Here is a 12519-nt window from a genome sequence, read left to right as displayed (position 1 = left end):
GAGAATGCGAGGGCGACGGATCCGGTAATCCGCGTCGCTCCCCTTCCAGGCCAGTCGCGGCACCGCAAATACGCGCGGCGAGCGGCCGTCTTCCTGACGATCCTGTGCTTGTCCCGTCCGACCTACGGGCAGGACCCCAGGATCGTGACGCCGATGGAGATCTTCGATCCCGAACGCGGAGACGGTATCGCGCTGAGCGGCGGTCTCACGGCTCTGCCGTATGTCGACGCCGATGCGGTCTACAACTCCAACATCTACAATCTCCCGGCCAACGAGATCGACGACGTCGTGTTCTCGCTGCGCCCGACCCTGGTGGTGCGAACGACATTGCCGCGGCACGAGCTTTCGATCCGCGGCTCGTCCGAGGTTCGCCGCCACCTCGACACGGAATCGGAGGACAGCGAGCAGTTCGAAGCCGCGGCTCGTGCACGGCTCGACCTCGCTTCGCGCACCGAGCTCACGGTCGACGCCGGCTTCCGCCACCTGATCGAGCCGCGCGGCACGGCCGGGGACTTCTTCCTGACCGACGAGCCGGTCGAGTTCGACCAGAAGTTCGCGTCGGTGAGGCTGCAGCGTGTCGGGGGCTTCGTCGAGATGACGGGCGAGGCGCAAATCGCCGAGTTCGATTACGAGGATGCCACACTGAACGGCGCGCCGATCGATTTGTCCGCCCGCGATGCCACCGTGCGCAGGGCGCGGGTTCGCGGAAGCGCGCCGACCGGCCGCAACACGCGGGTGTTCGTCGAGGTGGGCGGCAACCAGGTCCGCTACGAGCGCAACCCGGCCATTCGCAACTCGAGCGGCTATTCCTTGCTGGGCGGCATGCAGGTCAACCTGACCGACTTGCTGGCCGTGGAAGCAGGCGTCGGATACCTGCACCAGAAGTTCAAGGATCCCTCGGTCGAATCGGTCGGCGGCTTGAACTATCATCTGCGGGGCGAATGGACGCCGGGCCCCACATGGCAAGTTATCGCATCCGCCGACCGCCTCGTCGATCCGAGCCCGCGCGATGCGATCCCTGCGATCGTGCGCAGTTCGTTCAGACTGGGTGCGCGGAAGGCGGTCAGCGACCGGCTGCTCGTCTCCGCCGAAGCCGCGGTGGTGGATGAAGACTACCGCTCCACCACCCTGTCGGAGCGGCGCTTCGAAGTCGGCACGCGGGCCCACTATCGGCTGACCGACAATGTCGGTCTGATCGGGCGGCTCGGCTACCGCAATCAAAACGGCAAAGGTGGAGGCCGTGACTACAACGGCTTCGCTGTCGGTCTGGGACTGAGGGTGGCGTTGTGAAGCGCGCGCGTCCCCGCCCCGGGCCGAATCAACCGCATTTCGGCGAGAGCAGATCATGAACGAAGCACGGCACCTGGTCCCCGCCTTCGGAGGAAACCTCCCCCGAACGCGCGGCGAATATCTTCCGGCGAAGAGCGACGACAGGCTCGACCTCACGGAGACGATAGGCTTCTTCCGGCGGCGGCTGAAGCTGGTCGCGCTCGTGGTGGCGCTGGTGGTCGCGGCCGGAGTCGCATTCTCGCTGCTCTCGGAGAAGGTCTACACCGCCGAGGCCACGGTCATGCTGACGAACGATGCCACCGGTGCGATCACGGCCGACGGCGTCTCCCGCCAGGAAGCCATCAGCAGCGAACTCGTGGACACCCAGGCGGAGATCATCGCGTCGCGCGAGATGGCCGAACGGGTGGCGGCGTCGCTCGGCCTGAACGAGGGGCTCAGCGAAGCGGAGAAGCGCGATCTGATCGACCGGTTGCAGAGCGGGGTCTCGGCGGAACGGACGGGGAAGAGCTATGCGCTGACCATCCGGTTCAACGCACCCGACGCCGGTGACGCAGCCAACATCGCCAACGAGTTCGCCCGCCAATTCGCGAACTGGGAACTGGGCCTCAACCAGACCAGGAATTCCGATGAGCGCGAGCTCGTGCAGGCGCGGCTGGGCCAGTTGCGCGCGCAGGCACAGGCCGACACCCAGGCGCTCCAGCAATATCGCATCGCCCACAACCTGCTCAGCACCTCCGGCGCGTCGCTGACCGAGCAGGAAATCTCCAACTACAACCAGGAAGTCACGCGCGCCCGCGCAGAAGCGGCCGAAGACCAGGCGCGGCTGCAGACAGCCTTGGCCCAGCTGCGGTCGGGATCGACCGGCGACGATGTCGGCGAAGCGCTCGGCTCGCCGGTAATCTCCGCGCTGCGGATCCAGGAAGCGGAAGCCGCGGGCGAAGTGGCCGACCTGTCCTCCAAATACGGCCGCAACCATCCGCAGCTGGTCCAGGCACAGAGCCGCCTCGGCGAGATCCGCGGCCAAATCCAGGCGGAGATTGAGCGCGTCATCTCGAACCTCGAGGCCAAGCAGAACGTCTCCGCCCAGCGCCTCGCGTCCTTGTCCGGGAGCCTTTCGCTCGCTCGCGGCAACCTGGCGCAGAACAACGCGGCGATGGTCGGGCTGAGCGAGCTAGAGCGCGCGGCCGAAGCCTCGCAGGGCATCTACGAAACTTACCTCAGCCGCTACAAGGAACTGCTCGCGGCAGAAGGCAGCGAGAAGCCGAACGCGCGCATACTCACTTTCGCCGAAGTCCCGCTCCTGCCGACGGAGCCCAATCTGGCGATGAACCTCGCCCTGTCGGTCGTGATCGGCCTGGGTCTCGGCATCCTGGCCGCCTACATCGCCGAGGCCCTGTTCCATGGCATGTCCACGCCGGAGGAAGTGGAACGCGGAGTCGGCGAGCGTCATCTCGCATCGATCCCGCTGCTGAAATCGGTTTCCCCGCAGATCCGCCATGCCGTCGGGGCGATACAGGAGGCTCCCAACTCCGCCTTCGCGGAGAGTTTCCGCACGCTCGATACGGCGATCGACCAGGTCACCAACGGCAACAAGCAGATCATCGCCCTGACTTCGGCCTTGCCGGGCGAAGGGAAGACCATCGTGTCCTGCTGCATGTCCTACATCGCGGCGCAGAGCGGGCAGCGCACGATCCTGATCGACTGCGACTTGCGCCGCGCCGGGGTCAGCCGGCTGCTGGACATGCAGAAGTACGACTATGGCCTGATCGAATATCTCGACGGCACCGCGCCCTGCAATCTCGACGAGCTGGACGACAACCGCCAGTTCTGCGTCCTGCCGCTGCGGCCGGACAAGAGCGCGCCCGAGCACCTGCTGACCGGTCCGGCCTTCCAGGACCTGCTGGAACGGCTGCGTGGGCGGTTCGACCGCATCATCCTCGACCTTCCCCCGGTCCTGCCGGTCGCTTCGGCCCCGGTCCTCGCCAGCCGGGCCGACGCAACGATCATGGTCGCGCACTGGCGCAAGACATCCACGTTTGCGATCCGCGCCGCCTTGCGCCGCCTTCCCGCGGAGCATGTGAACCTGGTCGGGGTCGCACTCAATCAGGTGGACCTCCGCCGCCGCGCCTTCTTCGAGCGCGGCGATCCTTCGTTCTACTACCGGCAGTATCGGGAATACTACGCGTGACTCAGGTCGCCGGCCTAGGATTGCAGGCTGAAGCCACTGCGCCGGCGCGGTTCTCGGATCCCCGGGTGGCGATAGTCCACTACTGGTTCGTGGCGATGCGGGGCGGCGAGAGAGTCGTCGAACGCATGCTGCGGCTCTACCCGCAGGCAGACCTTTTCTGCCACGTGAGCGATCCCAGGATCCTGTCGGGCCGCCTCGCGCAAGCGAAGATGACGACCAGCTTCATCGATCGGCTGCCGTTCTCCAAGCGCCTGTACCAGTATTACCTGCCGCTCATGCCGCTGGCCCTCGAAGGGCTGGACCTGTCGGATTACGACCTGGTCATCAGCAGCGAATCCGGGCCGGCAAAGGGGGTCATAACCCGGCCGGACGCCTTGCACGTCTGCTACTGCCACTCACCCATGCGATACCTGTGGGATCACTACCACCAGTACCGCCGCCAGGCGAACGGCCTCGCCCGGCTGCTGATGCCGGTGGCCTATGGCCGGCTCCGCCAGTGGGACGTCAGTTCGAGCGCCCGGGTCGACCGGTATGCGGCCAATTCGCGCTTCATCCGCCAGAGGATCGGCAAAGTCTGGCGCCGCGACGCCGAAGTGATCCACCCGCCGGTGGAGGTCGATCTGTTCACCCCGTCGATCGACACCGAGCCGTACTACCTCTGGGTAGGGGCGATGGTGCCTTACAAACGGCCGGACATCGTGGTCGATGCGTTCAACCGCAACGGCCTGCCGCTGCTGATGATCGGCGGCGGCGGCATGCTGAAAAGCCTGCGCGCCAGGGCACGCCCGAACATCAGGATCGTCCAGCGGGTCGGCTTCAACGAGCTGCGCGGCGCCTACGCGCGGGCGCGCGCCTTCATCATGACGGCGGAGGAGGATTTCGGCATCGCCCCGGTCGAAGCGATGGCATCCGGGCGCCCGGTGGTGGCCTATGGCCGCGGCGGCGTGCTCGATACGGTCATACCGGGCGAGACCGGGGTGTTCTTCGACCGCCAGGACGCCGCTTCGCTCGGCGAAGCCATCGATCGCATGGAGCGGTTCGTCGGCGACTTCGACCCGCGCGTCGCGGTGCGGCAGGCTGCCCGCTTTGCGCCGGAGAACTTCGACGCCAGGTTCCTGGCGATCACCCGGCCGAGCTGAGGGGGCGGGACGATGACGATCACCTTTCTCGGATACGCCTGCATCGTCATCGGCGGGATGATCGTCATCGCCGGTTCGATGCGCCATGCGCTGGCTTTCCTCGTGCTGGCGGGCCTGTTCAGCGGATCGTCGGCCGTGACCCTGCCGAACGGGGGGTCCTCGATCCCGCCGATCTATTTCGCGCTCGCCTTCGTCTACCTGAGGATCCTCGTGCCGCACGGCGGCTTCCGCGGCGTCTTGCCCGACGCATTCCGGGCGAACCGGTGGCTCGCCGTTTTCGCCTTGTACGGCGCGGCGATGGCCTACATCGGGCCGCGCCTGTTCGCCGGCGACATCGATGTCTATCCCATGCGCCTGGTCGCGCGCGACAGCCTGTTCGAAACGCATCCGCTCGCCCCGTCCTCGCAGAATATGACCGCCGGCATCTACATGCTCGGCACCCTTTTCGTGGCGATGGCCGCATGGATCGGCACGCGGCGGGAAGACGGCACGCGGACTCTCGTGGCGGCCGTGCTGTGGGCCACATGGCTCCACGCCGTCCTGGGCATCGCCGCATTGGTGGCGAGGGGCACTTCGTTCGACGCGGTCTTCGAGTTCTTCCGCAACAGCACCTACACGCAGTTCAACGACCAGGTCGGCAACTTCGTCCGGATCCGCGGCGTGTTCGCCGAGGCATCGAGCTACGCAGCCTTCGGGTTCGGCCTGATGGTGGCGAATGCGGAGCTCTGGTACCGCTCGATCAGAAGCCGGGCCACGGGCCGGGCTGCCTTGCTGATGGCGGCAGTGCTGTTCTTCAGCACGTCTTCGACCAGCTACCTGGGCCTGGCGGCCTATGTCTCGTTCTTCTTCGCCAGGGCCTTGCTGCTGCCGGGCGCCGTCCACGGCCGCAAGATCGAGTCGATGATCGCCGCGATGGGCGGGTTCGTCTTTCTCTTCGCTGTCAGCGTCGCCCTCATCCCGAACCTTGCCGAAGCCATCCTCGATATGATCGCGCGGATGACCGTCGAGAAGTCCTCGAGCGAATCCGGGACGCAGCGGTTGTTCTGGGCGATGCAGGGATGGGAGGCCTTCAAGGCGTCCCACGGCCTGGGCATCGGGCCGGGGAGCTTCCGGTCGTCGAGCGGCCTGACGGCGATCCTGGGCGCCATGGGGGCCATCGGCATCGTCTCTTTCCTGGCCTACATCGTCGCGGTGTTCCAGCCCTGGCGCAGGTCGAGCTGGGGCATTGCAGAAGACGATCGCCTGGCGGTGGGCAGCGCCTTCGCAACCGCGGCCGCCCTTTCGCTCATTCCCGGTACGCTCAGCTCGGCGAACGCGCATCCGGGCACGAACTTCGCCATATTCGCGGGCGCGGCCCTGGCGCTGCGGCCGTTCTGGATCGAGCGCAAACGGCCGGTCCGCGAACCACGGGCGCTTGCGACGGGCGCCCATGCGGCCTCGCCAAAGCCGGAAAGCATCGATCGAAGAGGAGAGGAACTGCCGGCGCGGTAGAAGGGGAGAGATCGTGATGACCATGACCGACTTTGCGGACGAGCGGAACAACTCCGCACCCGCGTTCGACGGACTGACCGTGTTCGCCTTCCTCTGGGCCGGTCAAACGATCGTCCAGATCACCTTCTTCGCCGAATTCGGCACAGTCCTCGATCCAATCGGCCTCGTCGCACTCGCATTTGCGGTTCTCACGCTGCTCTATCCAGGCAATCTGCAGCTGTTCCTCGCTACGATAGTCGCCGCGACCGCGCACTACGTGAACCAGTGGCCGTTCGTCTCCAATCACGTCGTACTCGACAGTTTCCTGAGCGTGGCGATCCTGGGCGCGGCGGTCATGGCGTTCGGCCGGGATGTGTTCCGCCCGAGCTCCGCGGATCGCGCGCCACGGGCCGAGATGATGCGGATACTGTCGCCGCCGGTCCTGGCGATGTTCATGCTGATGTACTTCTGGATCGTCCTGTCCAAGATGAACCACGACTTCGCCGACGGAAGCGTCAGCTGCATGCATGCCATGTACAATTCGTTCCTCAGCCGGGAGAAGCTGCTGGCTCTTCTGGCAAGCCCGTTCGACGTGGAGTTCCTGTTCTGGCTGTTCATGGTCGTCGAACTGATCCTGCCGATCCTTCTGCTGATCAGGCGCACCAGGCTTGCGGCGATCTACATCGGCGTGCCCTTCCATCTGCTCCTCGGCATCATGGGGCACTTCTCCTACTCTTCGCTGGTGCTGACGCTCTACGCGCTCGTAGCGATGCCGGCGATCATGGAAGTTCTGCCTGCGATCGCGGGCGCGATCGGCTGGCCTCGACGGGCGCGCGTCGCAAGGATCGTCTTCGCAGTATATCTGGCGCTCGTGCTCGGGATCTTCTTCGCCGAGTTCCTGATCTGGCAGGACATCGGGGTGTTCGGGTACAAGGCGGTCGTCTTCAATTGGCTGCTCGTCGCGGGTCCGCTGGGGCTGCTGATCGTGCTCGCTACGCTCCGGGTACACTTGCTCCGCGGCTTCTTCGACGAGACCACCGCGCCGCGCCTGCTTTCGACCAGGCCCGGCTGGCTGTGGATCGTGGTGGGTCTCATGAGCCTCAACTCGCTCTCGCCCTACATCGGCTACAAGACGACCGGTGCGATATCGATGTACAGCAACTTGCGCACCGAGGGCGGCATGAACAACCACTGGTTCATGCCTTCGGTAGACCTATTCGGGCTGCAGAGCGACCTGGTGGAGATCGTCGGCTCCAACAATGCCAAAGTACTGGCACTCGGCACGCATCCCACGCGATATGGCAATCCCGACGTCCGCCTGCCTGTCTATGTCACCTATTTCGAGCTACGGCGGCTGGTCAGTTCTCTCGGCGATGAGGAGCTTTGGGTGGAATACATCCGCAACGGGGAAAAGCGCCGCTACGTTCGCGGCGCGGCAACGAACCCCGATGTCGATCTCGACCGCGGCATCCCGCTCCTGCTCGCCAAGACAGCCAGCTTCAGGCCCGTGTTCAAGGACGCGGCATATTGCCTGCACTGATGGAGACGGAGCACGCCCCTGCCGATCCCGCAGCGGACAACTGGCTGCTTTATGACGGCGAGTGCCCGTTTTGCTCCGCCTATGTCCGCATGGTACGGCTGCGCAAGAACCTGGGCGCACTTCGGATGGTGGACGCCCGCGAGCACGGCGCGGAGTATCGCGAAGCCACGGAACTGGGGTACGATCTGAACGACGGCATGTTGCTCAAGCTGTCCGGCCGCTTCTATCATGGGGACGAAAGCATTCATGTCCTTGCCCTCGCTTCGAGCAGCCAGGATTGGTTCGGCAGGTTCAATGGCTGGATATTTCGTTCACGGAAGCGATCCGCTGCCCTCTACCCCTTGCTCCGCTCCGGCAGGAGCATGGCCCTGCGGCTCCTGGGGCGGGAGAAGCTGAAGCAGTGGTGACCCGCCGCTGTTTCCCCGCAACATGAGCACGCTGCTGTTCTGGATCTCAAAGCTGGTATGGGCGCTCGTCCGCCCGGATACGATCCTCGTATTGCTGATCGTTGCGGCGTTCTGGGCCCTGCTTCGCAACAGGATTCGCCTGGCTACTGGCCTGATCGGCGCCGTCGCCTTCTGCTCGATCGCCATCAGCTTCCTCCCGCTGGGCACGCTCCTGCTCGCCCCGCTCGAGAGTCGCTATCCCGCAAATCCCGAAGTGAAGAACGCCGATGCCATCATCCTGCTGGGAGGAGCGGAAAAGCAGGACACGACCGAACGATGGGGCGTGCCGAGCCTGTCCGCGGCGGGCGACCGCTATCTGGCAACCCTGGCGCTGGCGCGGCGCTTCCCGCAGGCCCAAGTCTATTTCGCCGGCGGCAGCGGCCAGTTGATTCCTACGGAACTGTCCGAAGCGACCATCGCCCGCGCGGTCCTGCTGTCCGCCGGGCTGGCCCCGAGCCGGCTGCATGTCGAATCCGTTTCGCGAAACACGGCCGAGAACGCCGAATACCTGTTGGCGCGCCTGGGGGAGCGGGAAACAGGTAACGCCATACTCGTGACGACCGCCGGCCACATGCCGCGCGCGATGGCGACGTTCTGCGCCGCCGGTTGGACCAACCTGACCGCCTGGCCGGTGGACTACAGCAGCGGCTACTTCGTGGACGAGATCGAATGGAGCTTCGCCGAAAACCTCGATGATCTCAACGGCGGCGTGCGCGAGTGGCTGGGCCTGGTCTTCTACCGGCTGACCGGCCGGACCGAACGACTGGTCGGCGCCGACTGCCGGTAGCCGCGCGCACCGTGGTCAATCCCGGCACTCGCCCGCCGCACCTTCAATCGGCCGGTAGACGCGCACGTAGTCTACCTCCAGCACCGAAGGATCCGGTGTCTCGTCGATGGGATAGCCGGAGCCGAGCGCCAGGTTGACCAGCGGGTAGAGCGGGGTCTGGTGCTCCGGCGGCGTCGGCTGCTGCCAAACCGGTTTCCGGTCCAGGTAATATGTAATCGTGCCGGGCTCCACGCGGACTCCGTAGGTATGGAATGCCCCGGTCAGGGAGCCGGGCTCGACAGGCACTCTGCTGCCGGAGCGATAGGTCTTGTCCTGGTCCGGCCGCGAATACCAGACGTGCCCGGTCACGTGATAGCGATCGGTGCGGTGGCCGTAGTATTCGATGACGTCTATCTCCACCTTCGGGCGCTTGTCCTCGGCCGGTTTCAGACTGATCAGCCAGAAGGCCGGCCAAGTGCCGGGGCCCGGCGGCAGCTTCATCCGTGCTTCGAAATATCCGTACTGTACCCCCGCCCCTTTGCCCGATGCGTCGGCAGCAGCGATTAGGCCGGAGCGCCACTTGCCCTCCCCGTCCTTGCTGGCGGTGATCAGCAGCTTGCCGTCGCGGACCGCGAAAGGTCCGCCGGCTCGCGGATCCGTGAACACCGCATCGCCGAAATCCCCGTTCCACGGGGTATGGGCGGTCCACCGCTCGTTTCCGAGGACGCGCGGGGCGATGCTGAGGTCGTCGAACTCGTCGGCGAACACGATCGCGTACCGGCACAAGTCGAGCGGTTCTCCCGCGGGCGCCTGGTTGTTGGCACAGCCGGCGGTCAGAGCCGCTGTCAGCAGCAAGACTTTGCTGGTCCAGGCGCCGGTCACGAGCGCACCGCACGCCGAGCGAAAAGCACGGGAAGGAGCGCCTCCGTGGCGCCGACGATTTCGGTCACCGGTCCTTCCCGCCTGCCGCCGAGTTGCCACAGGAGATAGAGGACGATGCCATAAGTTGCCGCTCCCGCCGGAACCAGCACGGCGAGGGCCACGATCGGCGAGATCGCAAGCAGCGCCCCCCACTCAGCCTGGAGGAACAGCAGCAGGGTGGCCATGGCGATGGTGCCGGTGAATGTTGCCAGATGGTCCCTCAGTTGCTGCCCCACCGGCACGCCGACCAGGCGATCCGCGATGAAGAAGCTGATGAAGCAGTTTATCGCGCTGCCGAACGCGCGCCCGAGCGCTGCGCCGACCAGGCCGCCGAACACCAGGCCCAGAACGATCAGCGGCACGCGGATGCCCAGGCCCAGGAGCTGCCTGAAGAACAACAGCCGCGTCTCGCCCATCGCCATGCCCAGCGGGCGCACGACGATGATGAACATGTCGAAGGCGTATGTGATCGACAGGATCTGCACGAAGACGGTGGCAGCGAGCCACTTCTCGCCCAGCAGCAAGGTCACCGCGGGTTCGGCGACGAGCGCCAGGCCGACCGCCGCCGGGACGGTGATCATGGCGATCGCGGACTGGGCGCGGCGGAACGATCCTCGCAGCCTCTCCGGCTTCTCGGCGATGTTGGCCAGCCCGGGGAAGATCGCGCTGGAGATCGGCGCCGACAGTTCCCGCGAGGGAATCACCGCCAGGCTGTCCGCCACGGAATAGAACCCGAGCTGCGCCCTGGTGACGGTAAGGCCGATGATCAGCTGATCGAAGCGCCAGTTGAGCGTCTCGCACAGCTGGTTGAGGAACATCCAGCGGGAGAAGCCCCAGATCTCGCCCACCCGCGAAAGGCTCCATCGCGGGCGGTAGGGCGCGATCAGGTAGCTGGCGAGCGAGGCCGCCAGGGTGCCCACCGCATTGCCGACGATGATCGCCCAGAAGCTGCGGAACCACAGCGCAAGCCCGATCGCGAGCGCAAGGCCGCCGAACTTCTGCAAGATCTGGAACGTCACCAGCGGCCGGAAATCGAATGTCCGCGTCGCCAGGGTGATATGGGGGTTGTAGAATTCCATGAAAGCGCCGGTCACCCCGGATACGATCAGCACGCCCACCAGGCGCTGATCGCCGTAAAGCGCCGCGAGCGGCCAGGCGGACGCCAGGAAGATCGCGAAGATCAGGCCGGCCCGGATGAGCGACATCGACCATACGGTGTCGACATGGTCGGGCGTCGGATTGCGGCTCTGGATCAGCGCGGGTTGCAGCGATGCTTCGGTTACCGCCATGACGATGCTGATCAGCGCCGTCGAGATCGCGACGATGCCGAAGTCCGCCGGGGTGAGGATCCGCGCGAGCACCAGGATGCCGAGCGCGTTGCCGAGGCTGACGGCGATGCGGGCCCCCGCGAGCGACAAGGAGCCGCGGATGATGCCGAGCCGCAAGCTCATCGCAAGCTGCCGGCGGCGGGCCACGCGTGCGCGGCCGGTGGAATCGGGCTGCAGATCATCTCTAGAGCAGTTCGATCCGCCGCGGATCGATCCGCCCTCGAACCAGGTCCGCAAGAGCCAGCAGGTTCCCGGCGAGCCGCCCGCGGCGGTCCACGTCGGGTTCTGGACGGATGCTCTTCACGGCATTGGCCATCAGGTTGCGGAGGAGGAGCTCTTCGCCGTGCCAGGGCTGCAGAGTGCCCTTGCGCCGGAGATAGACGATATTGGCGACCTGGGAGTAGCCGAGCCGCCGACCCGATGTCTTGCCGCTGCGGGCGCCCATGTGAATGCCGGTGATCCGGCTGGTGTGGATCAGGTCGCCGCGCCAGCTCAGCTGGTGGGTGAAGTCGACGTCTTCCTGCCAGCCGTACAAGGGCAGGGTCTCGTCGAAGCGCAGGCCTTCGGCCGCCTGCAGGCGGAAAGCCATGTTGCAACCGTAGAGCGAAGTGCACTTCCGGTGGACCGGCTGCGGCCGTTCCCGCGCCATGTCGAGGCGTGTGGCGGCCTCGCAGAACGCGATCGGGCTGGTCCGGGCCCCGTCGGCGACGAGCTCGCCGGTCAGGCCGATCACCTCGGGCTCGCTCGTCAGCATATCCTCGAGCGCGGCGAGGTAATCGTTGGCCGGCACGAAATCGTCGTCGAAGAACACGACGACGTCGCACTTGCCCTTCAGGCGATCGAGAGCGGCGTTGCGCTGCTTGCAGAGGCCCCTTTCCGCAGTCGTCACCTCGAGGTTCGGGGCCGAGCCTTCCAGTCCGGCGACGTCGGAGCGGCTTGCGCCGACCACGATCACGCCGTCGGGCCGCCTGGTCTGCTGCGACAGTCGGCGAACCACCTGCCGGGTGATCGAGGGACGACCGGTCGTCGCGATGGCAATATGGATCCGCATCGGGCCTCGCTGCTTCGGGATGCTTTGCTCTCATCCCATTCTATGGCGCGGCAAATGCGGGACCAAGGAAGCTTTGGACTCACCCCAATGGGGGTAGCGGGATCGCCACTCGGGCGGTCAGTGAACAGGGCCTTCGTTCTCGATCTTGTCAGCCAGCCCGCGCAAGAGCTCGGGAACCCCGTCGCGGATACCGAACATGTCGAACATGTTGAGCGAAGCCCCCAGCATGGCCAGCGCCACCGCCGGACCGGGGACGCCCGTCCGCTCGAACTTCGAATAGCCTTTCACGAAAGCGTCGCAGACTTCGACGAAGTCGCTAAAATGCAGCGATGACTCGTCGAGCATCAAGTCATGCAAGCTTTTCAGCAACTTCCGATTGT

At 65.7% G+C, this 12519-nt stretch carries 11 protein-coding genes; 7 read left to right on the top strand and 4 right to left on the bottom strand.

Annotated elements, in window-relative coordinates:
- Positions 1–108 precede the first annotated feature (108 nt).
- The 7 genes from GRI75_RS06890 (at position 109) to GRI75_RS06860 (ending at position 8860) form a co-directional block, all read left to right on the top strand.
- Positions 109–1290: an outer membrane beta-barrel protein gene (locus tag GRI75_RS06890; protein ID WP_160746224.1), complete on the top strand. Its 1182-nt coding sequence runs from the start codon at positions 109–111 to the stop codon at positions 1288–1290.
- Between the two features lie 55 nt (positions 1291–1345).
- Complete coding sequence (locus GRI75_RS06885) at positions 1346–3478, top strand: GumC family protein (RefSeq protein WP_160746223.1); 2133 nt, start codon at positions 1346–1348, stop codon at positions 3476–3478.
- Between the two features lie 95 nt (positions 3479–3573).
- A complete protein-coding gene (locus tag GRI75_RS06880; protein WP_160746382.1) occupies positions 3574–4617 on the top strand; it encodes a glycosyltransferase in 1044 nt (347 codons plus the stop codon).
- A 12-nt stretch (positions 4618–4629) separates the two neighbouring features.
- Positions 4630–6108 (top strand): O-antigen ligase family protein, encoded by a 1479-nt coding sequence (locus GRI75_RS06875; RefSeq protein WP_160746222.1) that lies wholly within the window; start codon positions 4630–4632, stop codon positions 6106–6108.
- 16 nt (positions 6109–6124) lie between these two features.
- Complete coding sequence (locus GRI75_RS06870) at positions 6125–7627, top strand: hypothetical protein (RefSeq protein ID WP_160746221.1); 1503 nt, start codon at positions 6125–6127, stop codon at positions 7625–7627.
- Positions 7615–8034: a DCC1-like thiol-disulfide oxidoreductase family protein gene (locus GRI75_RS06865; protein WP_202389634.1), complete on the top strand. Its 420-nt coding sequence runs from the start codon at positions 7615–7617 to the stop codon at positions 8032–8034. The genes GRI75_RS06870 and GRI75_RS06865 overlap by 13 nt, the downstream gene beginning before the upstream one ends.
- Before the next feature lie 22 nt (positions 8035–8056).
- Positions 8057–8860, top strand: a complete 804-nt coding sequence (locus GRI75_RS06860; RefSeq protein WP_160746220.1) for a YdcF family protein — start codon at positions 8057–8059, stop codon at positions 8858–8860.
- Positions 8861–8875: 15 nt separating this feature from the next.
- Here the strand turns inward: GRI75_RS06860 and GRI75_RS14680 are convergent, their stop codons facing one another.
- The 4 genes from GRI75_RS14680 to GRI75_RS06840 all read right to left on the bottom strand — a co-directional run bounded on the left by GRI75_RS14680 (position 8876) and on the right by GRI75_RS06840 (position 12484).
- Positions 8876–9721 carry a glycoside hydrolase family 16 protein gene (locus GRI75_RS14680; RefSeq protein WP_202389633.1) on the bottom strand — a complete coding sequence of 282 codons (846 nt, stop codon included), beginning with the start codon at positions 9719–9721 and terminating at the stop codon, positions 8876–8878.
- A complete protein-coding gene (locus GRI75_RS06850) occupies positions 9718–11325 on the bottom strand; it encodes a lipopolysaccharide biosynthesis protein (protein WP_160746219.1) in 1608 nt (535 codons plus the stop codon). The genes GRI75_RS14680 and GRI75_RS06850 overlap by 4 nt, the downstream gene beginning before the upstream one ends.
- Positions 11273–12139 (bottom strand): glycosyltransferase family 2 protein, encoded by an 867-nt coding sequence (locus GRI75_RS06845; RefSeq protein WP_160746218.1) that lies wholly within the window; start codon positions 12137–12139, stop codon positions 11273–11275. Before GRI75_RS06845 ends, GRI75_RS06850 begins: the two co-directional genes overlap by 53 nt.
- A 117-nt stretch (positions 12140–12256) precedes the next feature.
- Positions 12257–12484 (bottom strand): hypothetical protein, encoded by a 228-nt coding sequence (locus GRI75_RS06840; protein WP_160746217.1) that lies wholly within the window; start codon positions 12482–12484, stop codon positions 12257–12259.
- Positions 12485–12519 lie beyond the last annotated feature (35 nt).

The organism is Croceibacterium soli (genome assembly GCF_009828065.1).
Classification (GTDB): domain Bacteria; phylum Pseudomonadota; class Alphaproteobacteria; order Sphingomonadales; family Sphingomonadaceae; genus Croceibacterium_B; species Croceibacterium_B soli.
Note: the sequence above shows the minus strand (reverse complement) of the source record. Positions and strands in the feature narration are given on the sequence as shown.

Excerpts from the sequence above, each read along its gene's own strand:
- GRI75_RS06870 (WP_160746221.1), top strand. The coding sequence starts at position 6,125 with ATGACCATGACCGACTTTGCGGACGAGCGGAACAACTCCGCACCCGCG.
- GRI75_RS06840 (WP_160746217.1), bottom strand. The coding sequence starts at position 12,484 with ATGCTCGACGAGTCATCGCTGCATTTTAGCGACTTCGTCGAAGTCTGC.
- GRI75_RS06885 (WP_160746223.1), top strand. The coding sequence starts at position 1,346 with ATGAACGAAGCACGGCACCTGGTCCCCGCCTTCGGAGGAAACCTCCCC.
- GRI75_RS06880 (WP_160746382.1), top strand. The coding sequence starts at position 3,574 with ATGCGGGGCGGCGAGAGAGTCGTCGAACGCATGCTGCGGCTCTACCCG.
- GRI75_RS06875 (WP_160746222.1), top strand. The coding sequence starts at position 4,630 with ATGACGATCACCTTTCTCGGATACGCCTGCATCGTCATCGGCGGGATG.
- GRI75_RS06860 (WP_160746220.1), top strand. The coding sequence starts at position 8,057 with ATGAGCACGCTGCTGTTCTGGATCTCAAAGCTGGTATGGGCGCTCGTC.
- GRI75_RS06845 (WP_160746218.1), bottom strand. The coding sequence starts at position 12,139 with ATGCGGATCCATATTGCCATCGCGACGACCGGTCGTCCCTCGATCACC.